Genomic DNA, 24,708 nt, shown 5'->3' on the forward strand with positions numbered 1-24,708 from the left:
TGAACGAATATCCGAACGCCGGTCCCGCCGCGGTTGCGGGTCCAAAAGGTGGCAACCACCGACGGGATTTCGGTAAATCAAGCTGCCGGCGGCGTCCGCTCCAAGCGAAGTATCGTTTCCGATTCGTTACCGGCCGGCCGTCCGCCCCACCAGATTGCGGCAGCGGCTGCCAGCAATACGCCGGCCGAGATCAGCAGCGAGGCATGCAGACCGCTCATGAACGCGCTGGAACGGCCAACCAGCGATCCGAACAAGGCGACGCCCAGCACGCTGCCGGTCTGCCGGGTTGCGTTGAGCACGCCCGCGGCGATGCCCGAGCGGGATTTCTCCACGCTGCCGAGCAGCGTCGATGTCAATGGCGGCACCAGCAATCCGAGCCCGGTGCTCATCGCCATCAGTTGCAGGCAGATCGCCCAGTAGCTCGTCCCGGCCTCGATGCCGAGCATCGCGAGGCATCCGGCCGCGGACAGCACCGCACCGGCTGCGATGGTCGCGCGCGCGCCGATATATTCGGTAACGCGGGGCGCGAGCAGATTCACCGGCAACACCGCGCCCATCATCGGCACGAAAGCGAGCCCGGTTTCAAATGCCGACAATCCGTTGACCCGCTGGAAATACAGGCTGAGCACGAAGATCAAACCGTAGATCGCGACATTGACGAGCAGGCCGATCAGCGACGTCAGCGCGAACATCCGGTTCTTGAACAGCCGTAGCGGCAGCATGGGTTGCGGCGCGCGCGTTTGCCGCCAGACAAACAGCGCCGCACAGATCGAAAACGCCGCAAAGCCCGCGATGACGAACGGACTGCTCCATCCGAGCGCGCCACCCTCGATAATGGCGCCGGCGAGAAAACCGAGCGCCGCGACCGCGGTGACCTGGCCCGGCAAGTCTATCCCGCGCTGCGGAGATCGCGTCGTCTCGCCGGCAAAGCGCCACGCCAGCCACAGCCCCGCAAGGCCGATCGGCAGATTGACCAGAAAGATCGAGCGCCACCCGACCAGCGTGATCAGGACGCCGCCCACAAACGGACCCGCCGTGAGCGCAAGGCTTGCGCCGGCGGCCCAGATACCGACCGCACGTCCGCGCACTTTTTCTTCGGTATAGGCGTGACTGAGCAGCGCCAGCGAGTTCGGCACCAGAATGGCGGCCGCCAGGCCTTGCACACAGCGCGCGGAAATCAGGATCGCTGCACTGGGTGCCAGCGCGCAGGCAACGGAGGCCGCCGTAAAGAGGGCAAAGCCCGCAATGAATATTCGCTTGGAACCGATCCGGTCGCCCAGCGCGCCAGCCGTCAGGATGAAGGCCGCGAAAGTGATGGTGTAAGCGCCAACCATCCATTGTAATTCGGCGACGCCGCCGCCAAGCGAGGTTCCGATAGCATTGAGCGCGGTGTTGACGATGGTCACGTCGAGCTGAACCACGCCGTAACCGAGACTCATCGCCGCGAGCGTCAGCGACGTCGCCAATTTTGACGGAGCCGGTCCGGCTTCCGAATCGCGCGAAGCATCGATGCCCGAGACCGGCTTGAATTTGAGAGGAGCGCTTCGCATGGATCACCTCAATTTGGCGATCCAACACCATTTAACGGCGTCCGTTTCAATCGAACACTTCGACAAAGATCGAAGTATAGACGTATCCGAGCCGTCTGCTTACGACAAGGAACCGCGCGAGGTCCCCCCGCGCGGCTTTTTGCCTCATTCGACAGAAGAGATCAGCTTGCGGCCCGCAGGTTGACCTGGCCTTCGGCCAGCGAGGTCAGCTTGGCGTCAGTCTTCTTTTCCTCATCGAGCGTCTGCTGCAGGATGCTGGCGCAATCGTTGCGTCCCAGCTGCCGCGCCCACGCGATCAGACTGCCGTAGCGGGTGATCTCATAGTGCTCGGCGGCCTGCGCGGCGTTGATCAGGGCCGCGTCCAGCACGGCCTTGTCGGCGACCTCGCCCGCAACCTCGTCGGCTTCCTCGATGATACCGTCGATCGCCGGGCAATCGACCGCCTTCACCTCGGCGCCGTGCATGCGAAATACCTCTTCAAGGCGCTGCACATGCGTCCTGGTTTCATCAAGATGGGTCAAAAAGCCCTGTTTAAGCTGCTTGTCGGTGGCTTTTTCCGCCATCTTCGGCAGCGCCTTCACGAGTTGTTTCTCGGCGTAATAGATGTCCTGCAATTGATGTATGAACAGGTCGTTCATCGTCTTGATGTCTTTGCTGAAGAGTCCCATTGCGTCGTCCTTTGTTGGGGGAACATGCAGGCACAGGCCTTTTTTCGGCTGGATGCGCACGCTTCATGTTCGATGCTGGTAGGAGCTAACCGGCTCGCGAAACGGATGTTCCTAAGGCCTCGAAAACGCCGTGATCGAACCGACAGAACGCAAAAAGCGCCCGCGGAACGGACCTCGTTGCGACTCAAAATCGTTAACGCGGCGACATATGTAGGGCGTATGACAGGGACGGCGGACGAAGCCAAAAGGCATGCTTGTCAAGGGCTGCACAACGGCCCGGTTTTGGCTTATGGATTTCGAGCGCGGTGCCTCTGACCGTCGACTGTCACCGGTGGTGGCAGGTCCCATCTTTACGTAATGCCCCCCGCCGGGAGGATGAATGCATCGGCTGCTGACCACGCTCGGGCGTGGCTTCAAGGAGAAGATCGGCTGGAAACGGCTAGGGATCGCTGCGAGTCTCATCATCATCGCTCTTGCGGTCACCCATCTGGTTCGCACCCTGAAGGGGGTCGACACCGCGATCATCCTGACTGCTCTGACCGAGATCGCGCCGCATCGCATCGCGCTGGCCGCGCTGTGCGTGGTGGGCGCGTTTTGCACGCTGACCTTCTATGATTTCTTCGCCCTTAGGACCATCGGCAAGACCCACATCCCCTATCGCATCGCCGCGATGTCGAGCTTCACCAGCTACACCATCGGCCATAATATCGGCGCCACCGTCTTCACCGGCGGCGCGATCCGGTTCCGGATCTATTCCGACTACGGCCTGACCGCGATCGATGTCGCAAAAATCTGCTTCCTCTCGGGTCTCACCTTCTGGCTCGGCAACCTGTTCGTGCTCGGCTGCGGCATGGCCTGGCATCCGGAAGCAGCTTCCGCGATGGACCTGCTGCCGGACGCGATGAACCGGCTGATCGGGATCGGCTGCCTTGCCGGCATCGCCGCCTATTTCGTCTGGCTGCTGACGGGCGATAAACGGCGCGAACTCGGCCAGAACGGCTGGAAGGTGGTGCTGCCCTCGGCGCGGCTGACGCTGCTGCAGATCCTGATCGGCGTGGTCGATCTCGGCTTCTGCGCGCTGGCGATGTACCTGCTGATGCCGATGGAGCCGTATATCGATTTCGTATCGCTGGCGGTGGTGTTCATCCTGGCGACCCTGCTCGGCTTTGCCAGCCACGCGCCCGGAAGCATCGGCGTTTTCGATGCCGCGATGCTGCTGGCGCTGCCGCAGTTCGGCCGGGAGGAGTTGCTGGCGACGCTGGTGGTGTTTCGGATCCTGTACTTCCTGATCCCGTTCGGTATCTCGATCGGGATCATGGGGACGCGCGAACTCTGGCTCAGCGTGGTGCAACCCTGGCTGGAACGGCGCCGGCTCGGCGAAGCCTGCACCGCCAAGGCGCGGGTGCAGCCGCCGGTCAAGCGCCGGCAATCGGGAAGCCGGTAACGGCGTCGTTATCTTCTCCGTCTGGTCTTTTGACGCGGAGCTGCCGCATTCTCTTATTTCCGCCTCACCGCTAACGTCAAACGGCGCCATGGGAATCCTCGCACGTTCAATGCTGTTGCTCGCGCTGGTTGCCGGCGCGCTGGCCGGCCTGTCCACCTCCGCCGTGCAAGCCCAGACCGGCGCCGGCTATGGACCGCTGCAGATATCCTGGGAGGTGCGCAACCGCTTCCGCCTGTTCCGCGAGGAGCGGGATTTCCTGCTGCACGCCGAAAGCGGGCGTGGCCGCAGCGTGCTGGCTTCGGAGCAAATGCTGGCGATCCAGAGCGACGGCCGCGGCTGGGCGCGTAACACGGTGAACCGGCTCTGCATCGATCTCGCCGGCCGCGTCAGCGAGCCCTGCACGCGCGACAACGTCAAGGAAAGCTATCTGACGCCGATCGATCATCCGATCGTGGCCCGGCTGGCCGGCCCGATCCCGGTCGGTGCCACCTGCGCCTGGACGTTCGACGATGGCGACGGCCCACAAACCTCCACCTTCGACTGTGCCGAGCCGGTCAATATCAGGGTCCGCTATGGCCGCACCACGGTTGCCACCGTCGATGTGTCCAGCTCGGACGGCAGTCAACGCGTATTCACCGAGATCGCGGTGCGTGACATCTTCATCGCCGGCCTCGGCGACAGTGTCGCTTCCGGCGAGGGAAATCCGGACCGGCCGATTGCGCTGTCCGATGAGGGCTTTTGCTTCCGCTCCTACCTCGGAACGGCTGCCGCGCAATATTACCGACCGAGCCGCGCCGGCTATAAAGGCGGGCGCGCCTGCGAGGCGCCGGACTTGCTGTCAGTCTGGCAGCGCCAGAGCGCGCTCTGGTTCAATCCCGCCTGCCACCGTTCGCTCTACAGCTATCAGACCCGGACCGCGCTGGCGCTTGCGGTACGATATCCGCACATCGCGGTGACCTATCTGCCGCTGGCCTGCACCGGCGCCACCATTGCCGACGGGCTGTTCGGCTCGCAACGCGCCCGCGACTGCCTGCCGTCGAAATCGGGCAGCGGTGCCTGCCAGGGCACCGTCAACGGACAACTGGCCGAGCTGCGCGACGCCCTCGCCGCTGCAAAACGCCGCCAGGCGGATCGCAAGCTCGATCTGGTGCTGCTGTCGGTCGGGGCCAACGACATCTATTTCTCCGGCCTCGTCGCCGACGTGATCGTGGACAGTGCGACCGAACGCGCGCTGTTCCGGCGCAGCGCCGTGATGGCCACGGTGGACGATGCGCGCAGCGCGCTGACGCGCGACCTGCCGCAGGGATTTGCAAAACTGCGCGAGGCGCTGAAGCCGCTGGTCGGCGACCTGTCGCGGGTGGTCTACACCTCCTACGCCAATCCGACGGTGGCGAATGGCGGCGCGCCCTGCCCCGGCGGACGCGCCGGCTTCGACATTCATCCCTCCTTCAACGCCCAGCCGCAGCGGCTGGCCGCCGTGTCGAATTTCGTCGAAAGCGAATTCCTGCCGCAGTTGAGAGCGCTGGCGCTTTGCGAGGGCGGCATCCTGTGCCGCAATCCGCGCAACGACCGCATGACCTTCGTCGACAGCCATCAGACCAGCTTTGCCAATCACGGCTTCTGCGCGCGCGCCGAAAGCGATCCGGAATTCGACCGGCAGTGCTTCTCGGCGACCGGCGACAGCTTCGATCCCGATATCGTCACGGCCGCCAGCCAGCCGATGCTGTGCGGCCGCAGCGCCGGCGAGTACCGCGCCTATCTGCCGCGCGCGCGCTGGATCCGCGATGCCAATGACAGCTACTTCTCGGCGATGACCTATCCGCAGGGCTTGCCGACATCGCAGCAGCCGGCCGACATTCATGACGCGACCTGGGGCGTGTTGTCGGCGGTCTATGGCGGCGCGGTGCATCCAAGCGCCGAAGGCCACGCCGCGATGGCGGATGCCGCCGTGCCGGCGGCTGCCGCCGTGCTGCAGCTCGATGCGGGGGTGCCTGAAGTCACATCACAGCCGGCGCCACCGTTACCGGACGCACCGCGGCCACCCGGCGGGACAGGATTGAACTAGCGCAGCATCAGGCCGTGACGTGACGACCGAGCATCTCGTGCCTCGATGCAAAGCGGCGTGAGAGCCGCGAGCCCCAAGCTTATCCTACTTTGCATGGGGTTGTTTTCGCGATTTGGGTCTGGGCCTGGAGCCGTCCTGTCCTACCGCGCAGGAACCGGTGCCGGCGCAGTCGTCTTCTTGGGCGCCACGGGGGCCTTTGCCGGACCGACCGGCAGCTTCATCGCCGCGGCCTGCGCCGGCAGATATTTGACGATGATGGGCGGATCGACCTGCGCCAGTGCCGTATCCGGCAGGCGGGTCCAGACCTCATCCTTGCCGAATAGCGAAATACCGAGATAGCCGCGCATCGTCAACGTCTGGCCATCGGGGCTGAGCGTCATCTTGGCCTTGTAGATCTTGCCGTCGCGCGGATCGAGCACGTTGCCGTTCTCGTATTTCAATCCGTCGCGCTTCATGTCCCGGATAAAGGACATCCCGAGCCAGGGCGCGTCCTTTCGATCGTCGATGCATTTCGAACAGACTGGATTGGGCGGATCGTCGGCATCGAGAAACAGCTTGGCGAACACGCCTTCGAAGACACCGCTGTGATCGACCACCAGGAACCAGCCGACCGGCTTGCCCTTCTCGACCTTCTCCCATAGCCCGGCTGCAGAAAGTTCCGCCGGCTGGGCGGCGAGTTCACTGGCAAACGCGAGCCCGATCACGATGGAGAGTATCAGTTGAAGTCCGGTTAGCTTGCGCATCGTCATCACCTGATCAATTCCCTAAATGAATGGCCGCAGACTAAGGCCATTTCGCGAACGGTTCCAGTGATGATCGCCGCGCGCCCCGGCAAGACTCGGCGAGTCCAACTGTCGCTTTTTGGGATTCAGTTGACCCCGAGCTTCTTCTGCAGGCTCGACGACGAGGTGGTGTACTGGAACACCAGCCGCTTGTCCGGATAGACGTAGCGGTGCGCCTTCTGCGCCATCAGCGCGCCTTCGTGGAATCCGGACAGGATCAACTTGAGCTTGCCGGGATAGGTGTTGATGTCGCCGATCGCAAAGATGCCGGGGATATTGGTCTCGAACGCCGCGGTGTCGACCGGCACCAGATTGTTCTCGAGCGCGACGCCCCAGTTCGCCACCGGGCCGAGCTTCATGGTCAGCCCGAAGAACGGCAGCATCGTATCGCAGTCAACCTTCGAGACCGCGTTGTCGTTCCCTTTCATGACAGCCGCGGAAAGCTTGCCGCCCTCGCCTTCGAGCGAAGTGACTTGACCGATCTTCAGATCCATTTTTCCACCGGCCACCAGCGCGCGCATCTGCTCGACGCTGTGGGGCGCGGCGCGGAAATCGTCGCGCCTATGCAGCAGCGTCACGCGTTTGGCGATCGGATGCAGATTGAGCGTCCAGTCGAGCGCGGAATCGCCGCCGCCGACAATCAGGATGTTCTTGTCGCGGAACTGCTCCATCTTGCGCACGGCATAGTGCACCGATGAGCCTTCATAGGCCTCGATGCCCGGCACTGGCGGACGCTTCGGCTGGAACGACCCGCCGCCCGCGGAGATCGCCACCACCTTGCACTCGAACACCTGGCCCGCATCGGTCGTCACGCGAAAGCCGGGATCGCCGATCTTCTCGATTGTCTCCACCATCTCGTTGAGATGGAAGGTCGGATGAAACGGCTTGATCTGTTCGAGCAGCGCTTCCGTCAGGCCCTGGCCGGTGACCAGGGGAATGCCGGGAATGTCGTAGATCGGTTTTTCCGGGTAGAGCTCGGCACACTGGCCGCCGATCTTGTCGAGGATGTCGACCACATGCGCCTTCATGTCCAAGAGGCCCAGTTCGAAGACGGCAAACAGGCCGCACGGACCCGCGCCAATAATCAGCACATCGGTTTTGATCACTTCGCTCATGTCAGCTTCTTTTCGGTTGAACCTGGCGGGAAGGCCGCATCTGTCTAGCCAACAAGGCGGCGTCAGGAAAGCCATAATATGGTGTTCGAGACCGCGGCAACCCCTTGCCGTCATTCGACAAGTGGGCTGTAAGGGAACGAGATTTTCGGAGATTAAGCCCGTGAACGCCCCCTTGCGTCCCGACGCCACCCCGCGTCTGGAGGATTTTCCCTATCGCCTGTCGGACAATGTGAGATTTGCCGACCTCGATCCGAACCAGCATGTCAACAACGCGGTCTACGCGACCTATTTCGAAACCGGCCGCGTCACGCTGATGAAGGACCGCAGCTACGGGCTGATGCCGGACGGCGTCACCTGGATCATGGTCCGGCTCGACATGCATTTCCGCGCCGAATTGCGCTGGCCCGGTACGATCGAAATGGGACTAGGCGTCGTCAAGTTCGGCCGGACTTCCGTCACCTTCGATCAGGTGGTGTTCTCCGAAGGCACATGCGTGGCTTCGGCGCAATCGGTGTCGGTGCTGCTCGACGAAGCCACACGCAAGCCGACGGCGTTGACGCCGGATATCCTGGCGAATTTTCAGCGCTGGATTCGCCGCGGGGCAACACCGGGATGACGCGCGCGGCGATGCTGGCGGCTTCGCGTCGTTGGCGCTGACCGCCGATCCGCCGCCGCGATCAACTTCGCCGGTGGCCGCGGTTCGCGCGCTGACAATGACGTCTGCGACGAGGATGCGCTGGTTCGCGCCGTCGCCACGCTGGGCAGGACGTCGCGGATTCCGACGCTGTGGATCTGTGCGCAGAACGACAAGTTCTTGGAGCCCGAACTGGCGAGCCGAATGCATCAGGTGTTCACCGGCGCGGGCGGGCGGTCAAGTTCATCGATGTCTGCCATTCGGTGATGACGGCCATTCGCTGTTTTCGCGCGGGATATCGCTCTGGACGCCGATGGTCGACAGCTTCCTGCGCGACCAGAATCTCGGAACGCGCGATATCGCGATTGCGCCGGCACCACCGGCATTACCGTCACCATCGCATTTGCGCGACAAAGGGCGCGCGGGATTTTCCGATTATCTCTCCGCGAGCCCGCACAGGGCCTTTGCGGTGTCGCCACAGGGAGCTTCCGCGGCGGAAGCCGGTCGGCGCGTGAAGCGGCGGAAGCTGCCCTCGCCGCCTGCGCGGAGTACGCAGCCAATTGTGCGCTATATGCGGTCGACGATCATCTCGCCGAAACCGCCAGCGCCGGATCGCGCTGAACGTTTTTTTGGGACTTCAGGCCTGCCGCTCCGGCGTCGACACCACGAGGCCGTCGAGCTCGTCGCTCACCTTGATCTGGCACGACAGACGCGAATTCGGCCGCACGTCGAAACCGAAATCCAGCATGTCTTCTTCCATCGGGGTCGGCGCGCCGACCTTCTCGCGCCAGGCTTCGTCGACATAGACGTGGCAGGTCGCGCAGGCGCAGGCGCCGCCGCATTCGGCCTCGATGCCGGGAATGGCGTTGCGGATCGCGGCTTCCATCACGGTGGCGCCGTTCTCGACTTCAATGGTTCGTTTTTCGCCGGTATGGTCGACAAAGTGGATTTTGGCCATGATCGCTCGTGCTGCCGGAATATGTAAGGACGGTCCCGGCAGTCCTATAACGGGTCGATCCGCACAGCGCCAGCGGTCGGGACGAAAACCTGAGGCGGGATATTGCCGGGATTTTGGCCGATACGGCCTGCTTTCCGCTCAGGAACGGCGCAGAATCGCCTCGATCGCCGCCCGCGCCTCTGCAACCGTCTCGCCGAGTTCGGCAAGCTCGGCGGATGTATCGAAGCCTCTGGCGATGGCCGCCTCCAGCTGGGCGGCGGCATCGCCGACGGCAAAAGCGCCGATCGCGCGGGCCGAGCCCTTCAATGTATGTGCCAGCGCGCTGGCGTCCGCAGGCATGGTGGCGAGCTGGCTTACCAGTGTTACTGACTGTGCCACAAACATCGCCAACACCTCGTGCTCGAGGCCGGCATCGCCGAGCGTCATTCGGCTGAGATGTCCGAAATCGATCGGCCCGTCATCGGGAGCCAACGGTGGCGATGGCATCCATTCTACCCGTTCGAGATGAAGCGACATGACTTAAGGTCCGGATCGCCCCCACACAGTGATTCTACGGAAGGGCATTTTCCGTCAGCCAACCACGTCGACAGTTAACGGAACGTTCTCAGAATGGGCCGCAATTTTGCCTGATTTTAGCCGGCAATCGGCCTGCATTTCCGATTCGGTTTCAGAAATCTGTGTATTTCTAGGAACTTATGAAACAGAGCTGTTAACGATGATTAAGAATGTCTTAATCGCGGCCATTTCATTCGTATCGCTCAACCAATAGGATGTTTGCGGATGTGTGTGCGGGACAAGCGGCCGGCGGGTTGCTTGCGTCCGCGGGGGGTTATGAATCCAGCTTTGAGCTTGCGGGTTTTTGCGAGAACGGCTGGGTGCGTACAAAGTTAAGAGGGCTCGGCTGACATGGCGAACAATCCGAAGAAGGTCAAAGATCCGACTGAAGTCGCGCTGTCCGCCATCCAGGAAGCGCTCAACATCAGCGACACGAGCGTCGACAGCAGCCGAAATTCGTCGCTTGGCAACGAGCTCGCCCCTCCGACCAGTCCGTCTGCTCCGCCGCCCTATTCCGACATGTCTTTTGACACGCGCGGAAGCGCCGAGCGGCCGGTGTTCGATTCGATCGACGAGCCGCGCGGCCCGCGTCGCGCCGCCAATGACGATCGCGAAACCATCGGACAGATTCTGCAGGCGATCCAGAAGGGCAGCCCGGCCCGCAGCGTCTACACGCTTGCCTCGGTGTTTGGCGGCGTCTGGGTGATCGGTTGCGGCCTGCTAACCGTCAGCTTCCTGCCCGCGCTGCAGGCGGCGATCGGACAGAGCGGCGGCGTGCTGGTGCTCGCCGGCCTTGCCGCGTTGTTCTTTGCGCCGGTGCTGTTGTTCTATTTCCTAGCGAGCCTCGCCTGGCGCGGCCAGGAAATGCGGATGATCGCGCAGTCGATGGCGCAGGTCGCGATCCGCTTCTCCGAGCCCGAGGGCGCCGCCGCCGATTCGATGGTGACCGTAGGGCAAGCGATTCGCCGTGAAGTCGCCGCGATGGGCGACGGCGTCGAGCGCGCGATCGCGCGCGCCGGTGAACTGGAAACGCTCGTCGCCAATGAAGTCGCAGCGCTCGAGCGCGCTTATAGCGACAACGAGGTGCGGATTCGCGCACTGCTGCAGGACATCGCCCATCAGCGCGACAATCTGGTCGGCCAGGCCGAGCAGGTTCGCAGCGCCATTTCCGGCGTCCAGATCGACCTGCGCCACGACATCGCGCTGATCTCGGATGCGATCGCCTCGCGCGTCGACGAAGTCGCGAAAAGCATCACCGGCGCGCTCGAAGAGCGCGGCCAGCACATCACGAGCGCGCTCAGTCACGCCGGCGACAACATGATTCTTGCGCTCGGCGAGCGCGGCGGCGACCTGCTCGACCGCCTGGAGGAAGCCAGCGCCGAGACCACACGCGCCGTGCTCGACGCTTCCGAGCGGCTGACCACCAGTCTCAACTTCAAGACCGGCCACGTCCACGACGAGTTCGTCGATCTCGCCGATCGCGTCCACGAGATGCTGAACGAACGTATCGATCGCATCACCGGCGAATTCGAGCAGCGCTCCTCCACCATCGTCGACGGCATCTCCGACCGCACCGAGCAGGTCCACGACTCCCTGAAGAATTCCTCCGACTCGCTGCTGCTCGAACTCGAGCTGCGCTCGGGCGATCTCGTCAACAAGATCGACGAAGCCGGCAACCGCCTCGCGAGCCGCATCCTCACCTCCGGCGACAAGGCCAGCGACGCGCTGGACGTGACCGTGAACACGCTGGTCGCCAAGGTGATCGGCCAGACCGAAAACGCACACGACAGCCTCGCGCTGCAGATGAACGCCTACGACGAACTGGTGAAGAATCAGGGCGGCGAACTTGCGGAAAAATTCGCCCGCGACAGCGGCACGCTCGGCGCGCTGATCACGCGCCATATCTCCGAGTTCGATCGCACCGTCAAAACCTTTGGCGGCGTGATCGTCGAGCGCATGGGCACGCGCACCCAGGAGATCTCAGACAGCCTGAAGAACTACGTCGACACTTTCGACACCCGCCTGGTGGCGAACAGCGGCGAGATCACCGCCTCGCTCGATCAGCGCCTGCTGCAGTTCGAAACCACGCTGGGCACCCGCGTCAGCCACCTCGACACTTCGCTCGACAGCAAGATCAGGTCGTTCGACGAGACCATCGACGGCCGGTTGAAATCGTTGGAGACGACCTTCGACACCCGCGCCAGATCCGTCACCGAAACCATCGACGACCGCCTCGGCACGCTGACGGGCTCGCTGACCGACGGCGCGGCGCAGGCTATCCAGTCGATCGACCAGCGGCTGACTTTCCTCACCTCCTCGCTGACCGAGGGCACCGCGCAGGCGATTGCGGCGGTCGACCATCGTATCGCCAACGTCACCGAAACCATCGACGGCCGCAGCGCCCATCTAACCGACACCATCCAGGCGCGCTTCCAGGAAATCCATCAGGGTATCGAAACCCGCATCGGCGACATCGCCAGCGGCGTCGAGACCCGGGTCGGCGCCATCGCCGGCGATATCGACACCCGCGTGGCGCAGTTCGAGGATCTGCTCGGCTCGCGCATCGAGGCGGTCGCAGGCCGGATCGAAAGCAGCGGCCGCCAGGCCAGCGAAGACCTGATGTCGCGCGCCGAGATGTTGTCCTCCGGCATCAAGTCGCATGTCGAGGATGCGGAGCGTTCGCTGACCAATCTCGTCGTCAACACCGCAGAGACGATCCAGACCGGCGCGCGCACCGCGCAGCAGGCACTGCTGACGGTTTCCTCGGACGTCAACGCACAACTCAAGCTGACTTCGGCCGAGGTCGAAGCCGCCCTCACCGCCGTCGGCACCGGCGCCGCCGCTTCGATCCTCACCAGCGCCCAGGATGCCCAGACCACGCTGGTGTCGGCCTCCTCCGAGGCAGCCTCGCAGATCAAATCTCTCGCCGCCGACGTCGAACGCACCCTCTCGGCCGCCGGCGACGCCACCGCCGCGTCGGTTCTCGCCGGCGCGCGCGAGGTACAGAACACACTGGTGACCGCATCCGCGGACGCGGCAAACCACGTCAAGTCGCTTGCCGCCGATGTCGAGCGCTCACTGTCGATCGCAGGAACGACAACCGCCGACGCCGTCACCGCCGGCGCCCGCGAAGCACAGAGCACGCTGGTCGCCGCCTCGACCGAGGCCGCCACCCAGGTCAAGTCGCTCGCCGCGGACGTTCAGCGTGCGCTCTCGCTCGCCGGAACTGCGACCGCCGAGGCGATCACGGCAGGCGCCCGCGAGGCCCAGAGCACCCTCATGAACACGTCCGCCGACGCATCGAGCCAGGTCAAGTCGCTCACCGCCGACGTGCAGCGCTCGCTCTCGATGGCCGGCAATGCCACCGCCGAGTCGATCACGACGGGCGCGCGCGAGGCGCAGAACACGCTGATCACGGCATCGACCGAGGCCGCCAACCACGTCAAGTCGCTGGCGATCGATGTCGAACGGGCGCTGACCGCGGTTGGCGCCGACACCGCCGCCTCCATTCTCGGCACCGCGCGCGAAGCCCAGGGCTCGCTTGCGGCGACCTCCGCCGACGCCGCCAACCAGATCAAGGCAATCGCCGCCGAAATGGAGCGTTCGCTCGGCGTCGTCACCGCTGGCACGACCGACACCATCCAGACCACGGCTCAGAACGCGCAGAGCGCCCTGATCGCCGCCACTAACGAGGTCACGACCAAGGTCAAATCGACCTCGGCCGATATCGAACGCTCGGTGCTCGCCGCCAGCAGCAATTTCGGCTCGACGATGACCGGCAAGACCGACGAAATCGTCACCTACGTTCAGCAGCAGACCGACCGTCTGGCGCAGATCGTCGACAGTCGGCGCGGTTCGCTGGTCGAGGCGCTCAGCACCAGAACGACGCAACTGGCGACCGACATCGACCGCGTCACCGCCGACGCGCTGAAGTCGATCGAGACCCGCGGCCAGAGCTTCTCGCAGTCGATGTCGACCCACGGCTCCGAAGTCGCGCGCACGATCACGACCGCGGGCGACCTCGCCACCGGCGCGGTGGCCAAGTCGCTGAAGGACCTCGAACTGGCGTCGCGTTCGGCCCTCGACCAGTCGCGTCAGGTCTCGATCGCCGCCGTCACCGAAATGCAGGAGACCAGCAAGATCCTGCGCACCGACACGGTGGCGCTGTTCGAACGGCTGCGTGAAGGCAACATCCTGCTGCAGGAAGTGCTGACCGGCGCCCACGACAATCTCAACTCGCTGGAGCGCGCGCTGGTGACCCGTGTGGCCGACTTCGTGTCCGCCATGAACGACGTCACCACCCGCAACGGGGTGGCTACGCAGACCCTGGAGGACCAGCTCACCGTCTTCAACAGCAAGACCTCAAAGGCGCTGGAGGATCTCGGCGCACTGTCGAGCGAGTTCGAGAAGCACGGCAAGGAACTAGTCGACGCCGCTGGCGCCGTCGAACAGGCCAACCGCTCCACCACCACCTCGGTCGCCGACCGCAAGGCGCAGCTCGAATCGCTGGTGACCACCATCGACCTGCGCACCACCGACCTCGATCAGCGCCTGTCGCGCTTCACCACCCTGCTCGACGAATCGCTCGCCGCGGCCGAAGAACGCGCCCGCGATATCGCGCGCGTGGTCGCGGAAACCGCAGGCGCCGGATCGAGCGCGATCAGCCGCCAGTTCGAGGCAGTGCGTGCTGCGGCCGAGAACGAACGACAGCAGACCCTCGACGCGATGAACGACATGTATCAGCAGAGCACCCATGAGACGGATGCGATGTTCAAGCAGTCGACCGAGAAGTTCGCCGGGATGGTGCAGTCCATGAAGCAGATGGCCACCGAAATGCACAACGAGCTCGAGGCGACCCGCAACGAGCTGCGCCGCGGCGTGCTCGAGATGCCGCAGGAGGCCGCCGATAACACCGCGCAGATGCGCAAGGTGATCGTCGACCAGATCGAGGCGCTCGCCGAACTCAACCGGATCGTCGCCCATCATGGCCGCGGCCTCGATGTCGTGACCTCGGGTCGTGCCAGCGTGCAGCGCCAGGAAGAGCCCGTGATGGCAGCCGCCTCCGGCGGCCGCACCGAGGTGCGCATGCGCGATAACGAGGTACGCATGCGCGATGCCGGCAGCGCGTCGACGCTGCCGCCGCCGGACCTCGGCGGGCCAGCCGCACGCCGCGCCGAAGCCCCGCCGGTCTCGCCGGCAGGCGGAGGCGGTCAGGATGGATGGCTGTCCGACCTGCTCCACCGCACCGACGCCGGCGCCGGCGCCGGACAGGCTCCCCGTGGCCGCGCACCGCAGACCGCCGTCAATCCGCTGGAGTCGCTGTCGCTCGACATCGGCCGGCTGATGGACCGCAACCTCGCCGCCGAAATGTGGGACCGCTATCAGCGCGGCGAGAGCAAGGCGTTCACCAAGCGGCTCTACACGCCGGCCGGCCAGAAGGCGTTCGACGAAGTCTCGCGCAAATACCGCGCCGACCGCAGCTTCAAGCAGACGGTCGACCGCTATATCGCCGAGTTCGAACGGCTGCTCGACGAAGTCGCGCGCGAGGATCGCGGTCCACAAGCGCTACGCGGCCACCTCACCTCGGAGACGGGGCTGGTCTACACGCTGCTCGCGCACGCGGCCGGGCGGCTGGGGTAAGGTTCAAATTAATGGCAGAATGAGAAACGGAGGCAGCGATGCCTCCGTTTCGGTTTTCCGACCACTGCGGTTCGTTTGAATGGGAAAGGCGATGGGCTACATCAAGGTGAGCTGGAAACACGACAGTCCCCACAATCCGATCGTGCTTTACAGCGAGTTGGATGATGAGCGGTGGGAGGTCAGGAAAGTGGAAGTATTTCCCGACGGGTCGTTCGGATATGCCGATCGCGCTACGTCTCGCGGAACGACTTTCCTAGGCCTTGTGCCCATACCGACGCTTACGGAGATTGCTGCAATTCCCGAATTCGAGCCCGTGACGATCACGAAAGACGAGTTTGAGGCAATGTGGTTGAGGGCTATCGGGCAAGCCTGACCGGAGGTAAACCAGCGTCGCCGATTTGCAGTTCGCTGTCATTGCGAGGAGCGAAGCGACGAAGCAATCCATTCTTTTCCACGCGGCGATATCGATTGCTTCGCTTCGCTCGCAATGACGGCTCTTGCAGCGATTCTATTCGCTGCTCACCATTCGCCCCCTACTGCCGCTTCTGTCCGCTCGGCGGCTTCGGCGGAGCCGCCGCGTTCGCCCCCCTGGGCGGAGTCGCTGCGGTTGCCTCTGCCGGCGCGGGGTTATTGCTTCCGCCAAAGATCACGCGGCTCGGGTTGCGGTCAAAGTTATTCACGGCGCGGCTGATGTCGGAGAGGGTGCGGCGGCCATCGGTTATCAGTGCGCCCGACCGCTTGTCGAAATCTTCGGCGAGTTCGCGGATCGACTTCACCATCAAATTCAACTCGCCGCCGGCGGCGCCGCCCGCGATCGTGTTCAGCCCGAGCATGAGGCTGTCGGCCTTGCCCATCACGCCGTCGACCCTGAACATGACGTTGTCGATCTTCTCGGAGTTGCGCGCGAGCGCGGCCGTAAAAGTCTCGAGATTCCGCAGCGAGTTCTTCACCGATTCCTGGTTGTCGGCGACGATCCGGTTGACGTTCTGCAGCGTGGCGCGGATCGACTCGGTCACGTCCTGCAGCGCGCTCGGGTCGGCGGTCAGCATCGGCACGCCATCCTCGTCGAGCGGCACGGCAGCCGCGTACTCCTCGCCGCCCTTCAGCGAGATCGCCGCGACGCCGGTCAGCCCCTGGAATTCGAGGCCGACAAGCGTGTCCTTGCGGATCGGTGCGTTGTTCTCAACCATCGCGAGTGCGACCACGCGCCGCGGATTGTCGAGCTTGACCGACACAACCTCCCCTATTCGGATACCGTTGAAATTGACGCTGCCGCCATTGCGCAGACCGGACGCCGGGCCTTCGAAGACGATGCGGATCGGGCTGCGCTGCTTGGTGGTGTGCAGGCTCTGAAACCACAGCACGAAGCCGAACGCAGCGGCGATTACCGCCAGCGTGAAGGCGCCGATCAGGACGTAATTCGCCCGCGTTTCCATAACTCAAGGTACTCCGGAACCTGGATCTGTTCAGCCTCGCCGATCAGACCCGTCGTTTATCGCTTGTTTGAGCATGATCTCATCAAAAACCGGTGCCCGCTTCGTGATCGTGCTACTGCCCCATGACCGCGCGGGCGCGCTTGCCGTGGAAATATTGCCTCAGCCAGGGATGTTGCGAGGCCTGCATGTCGGCGATCGATCCTGCGGCAATGATCTTACCGTTCCCTAAAACCGCGATGCGGTCGCAGGCCGTGTAAAGGCTGTCGAGATCGTGCGTTACCATGAAAACCGTCAGGCCCAAAGTACGCTGCAGGGTGCGCACCAGTTCGTCGAAGTCCCCGGCGCCGATCGGATCGAGCCCCGAGGTCGGCTCGTCCAGGAACACCAGTTCCGGATCGAGTGCGAGCGCGCGCGCCAGCGCCACGCGCTTGATCATGCCGCCGGAGAGTTCGGACGGATAGCGGTCGGCGACGTCGGGCTTAAGTCCCACCATGCCGAGCTTGGCCACCATGATCTCGTCGAGCAGCCGCTGCGAGACCTTGAGATATTCGCGCACCGGAAACTGGATGTTCTGGCGCACGGTGAGCGAGGAGAACAGTGCGCCCTGCTGAAACAGGATCCCCCAGCGGCGCTCGACGCCGCGGCGCTCGGCGGCGTTCGCCGCATCGAGATCGACACCAAACACCTCGATGCGGCCGGCAACCTTCGGCACCAGGCCGATGATGGTCCGCGTCAGTACCGATTTGCCCGCGCCGGACGGACCGACAAATCCCAAAATCTCGCCGCGCTTGACGTCGAGATTGAGCCCGTCGAGCACGCGCGTCTTGCCAAATTGAACCGTAATGTCGCGGACGCGGATGATGGCGTCGGAAATCTCGCCCGCCATGGTCACATTCCGATCGATGCGAAGAAGATGGCGAATACGCCGTCCATCACGATCACGAAGAAGATCCCCTTCACGACCGAAGATGTCGTGTGCTGGCCGAGCGACTCGGCGCTGCCCTGCACCGCCAGCCCCTCGACGCAGGCGACGATGCCGATCACCGCGGCCATCACCGGCGCCTTGATGATGCCGACGATGAAATGGTCGATCGAGATGGCGTCACGCAGCCGCAGCAGGAAGGCCTCGGGATCGACGCCGCCATAGAGCCACGCCACCAGCCCGCCGCCGTAAAGCGCCGCCATCGCGCCCAGAAACGCCAGGATCGGCAGCGCCAGCACCAGCGCCAGCATCCGCGGCAGGATCAAGACCTCGATCGGGTCAAAACCCATGGTGCGCAGCGCGTCGATCTCCTCGCGCATCTTCATCGAGCCGAGTTCGGCGGTGTAGGCCGAGCCCGATCGGCCCGCCACCATGATCGCCACCAGCAGCACGCCGATCTCGCGCAGCACCAGCACGCCCAGCATGTCGACCACGAAAATATCGGCGCCGAACTTGCGGAAATGGAAAATGCCCTGCTGAGAAATGATGCAGCCGATCAGGAACGTGATCAGCACCACGATCGGCACCGCGCGCCAGCACACCTGCTCCAGATGATGGATGGTCGAGGTCATGCGGAAGCCGCGGGGCCGGATGAGAACATGGCCGGCCGCGGCAAGCACCGCACCCAGCATTTCGATCAATCCGACCAGCGTGCCGCCCACGCCAGCCACGGCGCGGCCGATCTGCTCCAGCATGCCCGTGATCGTCACCCGGTCAGTTTCGACGATCGGCTCTGCCTTCACGCGGCGCACCTCGTCGACCAGGCTTGAGTAATTGGCCGAGAGCCCGGCGATCTCGCCTTCGACCCCGCCCTGGGTCAGGCTTCGCCGCAGCCGCTCGATCAGCCAGGCGCCGAACGTGTCGAGCTTTGCCACCTGAGAGACATCGATGAAGATGTTGGGCCGGGTGCCGCTGAGCTTCTCGGCGTCGGCGACCATTCGTTCCAGCACCGGCGCAAAGCGGGCCGTCCACGAGCCGGTCGCGCACAGCGCCAGCGCGTTGCCCCTGGCTATCCGCTCCAATGTCGGGTTGCCGCTCACGATGCCCATCCCTTGGCCGATATGCCCCCTGAAAAACGTCAGGTTCCGCACGCCGCCTGCCTTGTAGAATCTGTCCCTAACCAGCCATAGTTGGTTGCAGCGGGCAAGCTTGCGGTTCAGAAAATTGCAGATTTTAAAATGACTTCCAGCCTATCTCGAAAGCTTGCCGTCAGCATCGAACGCTGGCCGATCGCAGGCGCCTTCACCATCAGCCGGGGCGCCAAGACCGAGGCCGTCACGGTTGTCGCCACCGTCAGCCGTGACGGCGAGAGCGGCCGCGGCGAATGCGTACCCTACCCGCGTTATGGCGAGACGCCTGAAGCGACACTGGAAGCGCTTAAAGCAATGCAGGAACCACTTGCGAGGGGACTGGACCGAATGGCCCTGCAGACGGCGATGCCCGCGGGCGCCGCGCGCAACGCGCTCGATTGCGCGCTGTTGGACCTCGAGGCCAAGCGCTCCGGCCAACGGGTCTGGACGCTGCTCGGCCGGCCGGCGCCGCGCCCCTGCACCACCGCCTTCACGATCTCGCTCGGCACGGCGGAAGCCATGGCGTCGGCCACCGCAAAGGCCGCGCACCGGCCGCTGCTGAAGATCAAGCTCGGCGGCGACGGCGATGAGGCGCGGATATCGGCGGTGCGCAAGGCGGCCCCGGAATCCGAACTGATCGTGGATGCCAACGAAGCCTGGACGCCGGACAATCTCGAAACCAATCTGGCCGCCTGCGCCAACGCCGGCGTGACGCTGGTCGAGCAGCCGCTGCCGGCCGGGCGAGACGAGGCGCTGGCGCGCATCAAGCGCCCAATCGCGGTCTGCGCCGACGAAAGCGTGCATGACCGCGCCTCGCTCGACGGCCTTCGCGCGCGCTACGACGCCGTCAATATCAAGCTCGACAAGACCGGCGGGCTGACCGAGGCGCTCGCCATGGCCGACGCCGCGCATGTGCTCGGCTTTGAAATCATGATCGGCTGCATGGTCGCGACCTCGCTGGCGATGGCGCCGGCCATGCTGCTGGCGCAACAGGCCAGATTCGTCGATCTCGACGGTCCCCTGCTGCTGGCGCACGACCGCGATGGCGGGCTGCGCTACGACGGCAGTCTGGTTTATCCGCCGGAAGCAGCCTTCTGGGGCTGATGCGAGAGCCGCTCCCGCGCCAGCCAGACCACCAACCCGCCGAGCGCGGCCATGACAGCCATCACGTAATAGATGCCCTGCCCCCAGCTCTCGTAGATCGTGCCTGACGCGATCGACGCGAGGCCGGCGACGATGCCGCCACAGGCAGTCAGATAGCCCTGGGCCCTCGCCATCACATGGCCGGGCACCTGATGCAGCATCAATCCCATGATGCCGACCTGGGTCAGTCCAAAACTCAGCGCATGCGCGAGCTGGACAACCGCAAGAACGGCGAGCGGCGGATCCTGCGCCGTTATCATCCAGCGCGCGGCGGCGCTCAGCGCCGCGATCAACACCAGCATCGACGGCTGCAGGGTGAAGCGCGGCGACAGCGCGAACAGCACGATCTCGGCAATCACACCCAGGACCCACAGCGTTGCAATCGTCAGTCCGTCAAAACCCGCCTGTTGCCAGGCGATCGATGCGAAAATGTAATAGGCGGCATGGCTGCCCTGGATCAGCGCCGACGCGACGATGACTGCGATAAAGCCGCCGTCGCGCAGCAACGCGCTGGCGCTGCCGGTGCCCGGCCGGACCGTCCTTGTGTCGTCCAGCGGACGCAGCGCGAGGCTCGCGAGCGCCCCGATCGCAGCGGAACCGGCGATGATCCAGATCAGGTTTTGGGCGGCGATGCGGTCGAACAGCACCCCGCAGACCAGCGCGCCGAGGACGAAGGCGGCCGAGCCCCACAGCCGCAACGGTCCGTAATTGAGGCCGTAGCGCTTCACGCCCCGTAACGCATAGGCATCTGTCAGGGGCACCATGGGCGTCCACAGGCAGCAGGTCAGTGCGTAGATCAGGAACACCAGCAACGGCAAATGCTGGGTGCCGAGGATGAAAAAGCCCAGGGCGGTCGCAAAGGCGGTCACCATGATGGCGCCGCGCAAGGCCTGGCGCCGTTCCGCAAAGCCTGTCACCAGCGGTAGCACCGTAAACCGGGTCACCGGGGGGACGGCCGTGATCAGCCCTATCCAAAATGCATCAATCCCGACCGCTTTCAACCAGACCGTGAAAAACGGCAGGTGAGTGCCGGTCATTCCGAACAGGGTGGCGTAAAACAGCGCCACCCGCGTCGCGAAACGCCGGGATGCATCTTGAGAAGCTGTGGGGATTTGTGATTCGCTCTGCATCAATTCAATTGCGATTCGGGCAATATCGTGTTGTCTCGTTATCGCAGGGCGCGCTGATTTGCGCGAAGAGTTTGACATGGCCGACGAAGCATTCGCCCTTTCTCCGATCTCAGCACGCGCCACGCTGCCGAGCGAGGAGGATTATGCCGCGATCGCCGAAGCCTTCATGGAAACTTCGCGGGGCCGCTGGTTCCTGACCGAATACGCCAAGCGCAACCGCAATGCCGACACCCGGATGGTGCTCGACGCGGTGGCACGGATCGAGCAAAGCCTCGTCGCCCAGCGCGAAGAAACCCTTGAACGGGAAGCAAGCCTCCAGCGCGAGGAAGGCCTTTCGGCGCAGCAGGCCGCGGAGGCCGTCGCCGCGGCGGCCGCGGCGCAGGAGCGGCTGACCGAAGCGCTCGCCGCCATCCGCAGCTCGGTCGAGGCGGCCGAGGAATCGGCGGTGGAAGCGCTCGACAGTCTTGCGCTGGAACAGCGGCTGGCGCCGGTCCGCAAGGGCGCGCGGGTGCTGCGGGAAATCGCCTGGCGGTTGCGGGAAATCGGCAATGACGGGCGGATCTGCGACCTGATCGATTCGCAGGTCACCGTCATCGAGAAAGGCACCGACCAGTTCTCCTCCCAAGAGGCGAGAGCGGCGCTGCATGCGGCCTTTTCCGCCCTTCAGGGCCGGCTTGTGGAATTCGGCGACGCCGACCGCGCACTGGCGCCGGCTGCCGAGAGCGAAGCGGTGGCACCCTCCCCCGCCGCGCCGGAAATGTCCCCGGCGGCGGAGACAGCCGAAATAGCTTTGGCACAGAAAGTTGCCGAGGCACCGTCCGCTTCGCCCGCCATGCCCGCCGAAGCCGCGCGTGCGGCAGTGGAACCTGTGCTGACGCAGACGACAACACTGCCGCCCGCAGAGGTCGCCGCTGCCCGGCCAGCCGCTGTCCAAGAAGCCGTTGTCCAGGAAGCTGTTGTCCACGAAACGGCCGTCAAGAACGCCGACCCCCAAGACGCTGCTCTCGAAGACGCTGCCCTCGAAGACGCTGCCCTCGAAGACGCTGCCCTCGAAGACGCTATCCTCGAAGACGCCGACGCCCAGGACGAGGCGGTCCTCGACATGATCGCGATGGAGATGGGTGCACCGGATCCGATCAGCGACGACGAGATCGCCGAAGCGATGGCCGAGCAAGCCCGCCTTGCGGAGCCTGCGCCGGTCGTCCCCGTGGTCGTCGCAAAACCGGGTGCCGCGCCGCCGCCACCGCCCCCGCCCGTTCAAAAGGTGGTTCAAGCTCCACCTCCGCCGCCCGCCGCAGTACCGGCGCCCGCGCCCGTGGTGGAAATGTCGCTCGGCTCGAGCCTCATCGCGAGCGGCATGCTGCGAAAGCCGGTCACGGCCGCCAACGACCCGCTGGCGCCGATCCGGCGCATGAGCCAGGCCGAGAAGATCGCGTTCTTTTCGTAAAAGGCCCTTTGCGTCGACAGCCCGAAGCTCTCCAGCTTCCACAACGCATCCGCAGCATTTGTTGCATCTGCGAGTAGTTCGCTTTCCGGTTGCTTCAACCCTCCGCCGACGTCAAGCTCACACGATCGTCTTCGCAAGCGGGGATCGCCGTGAAATCCAGAATCATCTTCAATCCGATGGCGAACAAGGGCAACTGCGGCAAGCGCTGGCCGCAAATTCGCGCCGAACTCGAAAAGCATCTCGGCCCGGTCGACGACGACGACATTGCGATGACCCACGCGCCCAATCACGCGACCAAGCTGGCGCAGGAAGCCGTCGATGCCGGTTGCCGGCGTCTGATCTCTGTCGGCGGCGACGGCACCTTCAGCGAGATGATGAACGGCGTGATCTCGGACGATCGGCCGATCGCGCCCGACCTCGTGCTGGCGCAACTGCCGGGCGGCACGTCGAACGAACTGTCCCGCTCCTTCGGCCAGCTCTCGCTCAGTGAGGCGAGCAAGGCCATCGCCATGGGCCACACCCGCGACATCGATGTGTTCCGCGCCGACGCCAGGGGCTATGCGGGCGGCCAGGTGACGCGCTACGGCTTCGTGCTCGCCATCGTCGGCGCCGCCGCCACGATTTCTTGGCGCGCGCAACGCGTGCCGCTGCTGAAGCGGCTCGGCCCGATCAGCTACGTCCTGATGACGGCGTTCACGTCACTGACCTACAACCCACGCGACTACCGCATCAGGATCGACGACGAAGCCGAGCAGAGCCTGCCAATGTGGTCTTTGATGCTGTGCAGCTTCGACGGCGCAGGTGAAGGGTTGATGCTCGCGCCCGGCGCCGATCCCGGCGACCGCAAGCTCGACCTGATCATGGTCGGCGACATCGGACATTGGGAAACCCTGACCAAGATCGTCCCCAACCTCGGCGACGGCAGCTATCTGGCGCACCCAAAGGTGTCGCGGCGCCACGCGACGCGGGTCACCATTGACAGCGATCGCATGGTCCGCGCCGACGTCGATGGCGAGAGCATCGGACAATTGCCGATGTCGGTGACGATGCTGCCGTTCCACCTCAAGGTGGCGGTTCATCGATAGCGGCCCGCGCAGGGACGTTCGTGTGGAACGCCCTCTGGATTTGTCTGCCGCCCGCAACGACCTTCTTCCGGGATCCGAAATCCGCTACGTGCTGCCGGCTGTCCTGGCGGTTGGCAGCCACGCGTAGGCCAGCCACCCGATCCCGTGCGATATCAGGTCGACGCCGAGAAGGAATCCAAGGACCCACAATCCCGTCATTGGAAATCCCGTCAGGATCACAAGACCGGCCAATACGCCGAATACGCCTGACAACAGCATGATCCAGCCCGCCTCCCGCCAGTGGCTGATGCCGAGCATGATGCGAACGATGCCGGAAATCAGCAATGCCAGACCGAGGACGTAGGTGAGGATCAGCGCGCTGGCGACCGGCTGGCCCACCAGCACGACGCCGAAGGCGATGTACAGGATGCCGAGCAGCACTTGCCAGGCAAACCCTCCCCATCCCTTGGTCCAGAAGGCGTGGACGATCTCGAAAGCGCCCGTGAAGATGGATACCCAGCCGATGAAGATGGTGCTGATCACGGTGACGAGCATGACGTCCCCGAGCACCAAAAATCCCGCCAGGATCATGGCGAGCCCGAGCAGGATGCAAACCCAGAAGGGTGGCGCAGGCAGTTTGGTGACGCCCATCGGCGAACTATTGTCAATTGTGGTCATGGAATCCTCCAGATTACGGATAGTCCCTGCCTCACTGCACTCGCATGCTCACCGCCAGCCGCATACGCGACGGCCTCGATGCCACCAGCAAACCCGACGGCGGTGCCGACGGCGCCAATGACGACCGTGCCGATGGCGACGGTGCCAGTGATGATGGCGATTCGGATGTCGAATGGGCCGTCGCGGCGATCGCCTGGCCCCGGCTTGAGCTTCCTGCTTGAAATCGTCGGCCTTGCTTCCGAGATTTTTTTCCATGGCGAGCGGCATCGCTTCGGCCGAGCCTGGCAGCAAGCCCACGCCCAGTCCTGTGGCTACAACGCCGCAAAGAAGGCTCCGCAGCGCACTGC

The 24,708-nt window shown here is 64.3% G+C and carries 20 protein-coding genes; 9 read left to right on the plus strand and 11 right to left on the minus strand.

Annotation, left to right across the window (positions count from 1 at the left end):
- Positions 1-77: 77 nt before the first annotated feature.
- Together ACPPVP_RS31785 and ACPPVP_RS31790 are read right to left on the minus strand one after the other, a co-directional pair.
- On the minus strand, positions 78-1,550 hold the full coding sequence (locus tag ACPPVP_RS31785) for an MFS transporter (RefSeq protein ID WP_426527543.1): 1,473 nt from the start codon (positions 1,548-1,550) through the stop codon (positions 78-80).
- Between the two features lie 161 nt (positions 1,551-1,711).
- Complete coding sequence (locus tag ACPPVP_RS31790; protein WP_426538172.1) at positions 1,712-2,218, minus strand: ferritin-like domain-containing protein; 507 nt, start codon at positions 2,216-2,218, stop codon at positions 1,712-1,714.
- Positions 2,219-2,597: 379 nt separating this feature from the next.
- Here ACPPVP_RS31790 and ACPPVP_RS31795 point away from each other — a divergent pair, with 379 nt between their 5' ends.
- Together ACPPVP_RS31795 and ACPPVP_RS31800 are read left to right on the plus strand one after the other, a co-directional pair.
- Positions 2,598-3,662 carry a lysylphosphatidylglycerol synthase transmembrane domain-containing protein gene (locus ACPPVP_RS31795; protein ID WP_426527544.1) on the plus strand — a complete coding sequence of 355 codons (1,065 nt, stop codon included), beginning with the start codon at positions 2,598-2,600 and terminating at the stop codon, positions 3,660-3,662.
- 109 nt (positions 3,663-3,771) lie between these two features.
- Positions 3,772-5,727 (plus strand): hypothetical protein, encoded by a 1,956-nt coding sequence (locus ACPPVP_RS31800; protein ID WP_426527545.1) that lies wholly within the window; start codon positions 3,772-3,774, stop codon positions 5,725-5,727.
- Positions 5,728-5,867: 140 nt separating this feature from the next.
- On the opposite strand, the gene ACPPVP_RS31805 is transcribed toward ACPPVP_RS31800, so the two are convergent.
- The gene (locus ACPPVP_RS31805; protein WP_426527546.1) at positions 5,868-6,470 is read right to left on the minus strand and encodes a DUF2147 domain-containing protein; all 603 of its coding nucleotides are present in this window, start codon (positions 6,468-6,470) and stop codon (positions 5,868-5,870) included.
- 125 nt (positions 6,471-6,595) lie between these two features.
- Positions 6,596-7,624 (minus strand): NAD(P)/FAD-dependent oxidoreductase, encoded by a 1,029-nt coding sequence (locus tag ACPPVP_RS31810; protein ID WP_426527547.1) that lies wholly within the window; start codon positions 7,622-7,624, stop codon positions 6,596-6,598.
- Between the two features lie 160 nt (positions 7,625-7,784).
- Here ACPPVP_RS31810 and ACPPVP_RS31815 point away from each other — a divergent pair, with 160 nt between their 5' ends.
- A complete protein-coding gene (locus ACPPVP_RS31815; RefSeq protein ID WP_426527548.1) occupies positions 7,785-8,240 on the plus strand; it encodes an acyl-CoA thioesterase in 456 nt (151 codons plus the stop codon).
- 655 nt (positions 8,241-8,895) lie between these two features.
- Here the strand turns inward: ACPPVP_RS31815 and ACPPVP_RS31820 are convergent.
- Complete coding sequence (locus ACPPVP_RS31820; RefSeq protein WP_212422152.1) at positions 8,896-9,216, minus strand: 2Fe-2S iron-sulfur cluster-binding protein; 321 nt, start codon at positions 9,214-9,216, stop codon at positions 8,896-8,898.
- A 138-nt stretch (positions 9,217-9,354) separates the two neighbouring features.
- On the minus strand, positions 9,355-9,732 hold the full coding sequence (locus ACPPVP_RS31825) for an Hpt domain-containing protein (RefSeq protein WP_426527549.1): 378 nt from the start codon (positions 9,730-9,732) through the stop codon (positions 9,355-9,357).
- A 390-nt stretch (positions 9,733-10,122) separates the two neighbouring features.
- Here ACPPVP_RS31825 and ACPPVP_RS31830 point away from each other — a divergent pair, with 390 nt between their 5' ends.
- Complete coding sequence (locus ACPPVP_RS31830) at positions 10,123-15,411, plus strand: negative regulator of septation ring formation (RefSeq protein ID WP_426527550.1); 5,289 nt, start codon at positions 10,123-10,125, stop codon at positions 15,409-15,411.
- Between the two features lie 91 nt (positions 15,412-15,502).
- Positions 15,503-15,784, plus strand: coding sequence for a DUF6881 domain-containing protein (locus ACPPVP_RS31835; protein WP_426527551.1), 282 nt, complete (start codon positions 15,503-15,505; stop codon positions 15,782-15,784).
- Positions 15,785-15,944: 160 nt separating this feature from the next.
- Here the strand turns inward: ACPPVP_RS31835 and ACPPVP_RS31840 are convergent, their stop codons facing one another.
- The 3 genes from ACPPVP_RS31840 to ACPPVP_RS31850 all read right to left on the minus strand — a co-directional run bounded on the left by ACPPVP_RS31840 (position 15,945) and on the right by ACPPVP_RS31850 (position 18,869).
- Complete coding sequence (locus ACPPVP_RS31840) at positions 15,945-16,847, minus strand: MlaD family protein (RefSeq protein WP_426527552.1); 903 nt, start codon at positions 16,845-16,847, stop codon at positions 15,945-15,947.
- Between the two features lie 112 nt (positions 16,848-16,959).
- Positions 16,960-17,733, minus strand: coding sequence for an ABC transporter ATP-binding protein (locus ACPPVP_RS31845; RefSeq protein WP_426527553.1), 774 nt, complete (start codon positions 17,731-17,733; stop codon positions 16,960-16,962).
- A gap of 2 nt (positions 17,734-17,735) precedes the next feature.
- Complete coding sequence (locus tag ACPPVP_RS31850) at positions 17,736-18,869, minus strand: MlaE family ABC transporter permease (RefSeq protein ID WP_426527554.1); 1,134 nt, start codon at positions 18,867-18,869, stop codon at positions 17,736-17,738.
- 138 nt (positions 18,870-19,007) lie between these two features.
- Between ACPPVP_RS31850 and dgcA the strand changes: the two genes are divergently transcribed.
- Entirely contained in the window at positions 19,008-20,003 is a 996-nt protein-coding gene (dgcA, locus tag ACPPVP_RS31855; protein WP_426527555.1) for an N-acetyl-D-Glu racemase DgcA, read from the plus strand.
- Here the strand turns inward: dgcA and ACPPVP_RS31860 are convergent.
- Positions 19,973-21,172: an MFS transporter gene (locus ACPPVP_RS31860; RefSeq protein ID WP_426527556.1), complete on the minus strand. Its 1,200-nt coding sequence runs from the start codon at positions 21,170-21,172 to the stop codon at positions 19,973-19,975. The genes dgcA and ACPPVP_RS31860 overlap by 31 nt on opposite strands.
- A gap of 76 nt (positions 21,173-21,248) precedes the next feature.
- Here ACPPVP_RS31860 and ACPPVP_RS31865 point away from each other — a divergent pair, with 76 nt between their 5' ends.
- Both ACPPVP_RS31865 and ACPPVP_RS31870 read left to right on the plus strand, forming a co-directional pair.
- Complete coding sequence (locus tag ACPPVP_RS31865; protein ID WP_426527557.1) at positions 21,249-22,619, plus strand: hypothetical protein; 1,371 nt, start codon at positions 21,249-21,251, stop codon at positions 22,617-22,619.
- A gap of 149 nt (positions 22,620-22,768) precedes the next feature.
- Entirely contained in the window at positions 22,769-23,704 is a 936-nt protein-coding gene (locus tag ACPPVP_RS31870; protein WP_426527558.1) for a diacylglycerol/lipid kinase family protein, read from the plus strand.
- Between the two features lie 84 nt (positions 23,705-23,788).
- On the opposite strand, the gene ACPPVP_RS31875 is transcribed toward ACPPVP_RS31870, so the two are convergent.
- On the minus strand, positions 23,789-24,361 hold the full coding sequence (locus tag ACPPVP_RS31875) for an HdeD family acid-resistance protein (protein ID WP_426527559.1): 573 nt from the start codon (positions 24,359-24,361) through the stop codon (positions 23,789-23,791).
- Positions 24,362-24,405: 44 nt separating this feature from the next.
- Between ACPPVP_RS31875 and ACPPVP_RS31880 the strand changes: the two genes are divergently transcribed.
- Positions 24,406-24,582, plus strand: coding sequence for a hypothetical protein (locus tag ACPPVP_RS31880; protein WP_426527560.1), 177 nt, complete (start codon positions 24,406-24,408; stop codon positions 24,580-24,582).
- Positions 24,583-24,708 lie beyond the last annotated feature (126 nt).

The sequence above is a fragment of the Bradyrhizobium sp. McL0615 genome, assembly GCF_049993905.1.
Taxonomy (GTDB): Bacteria; Pseudomonadota; Alphaproteobacteria; order Rhizobiales; family Xanthobacteraceae; genus Bradyrhizobium.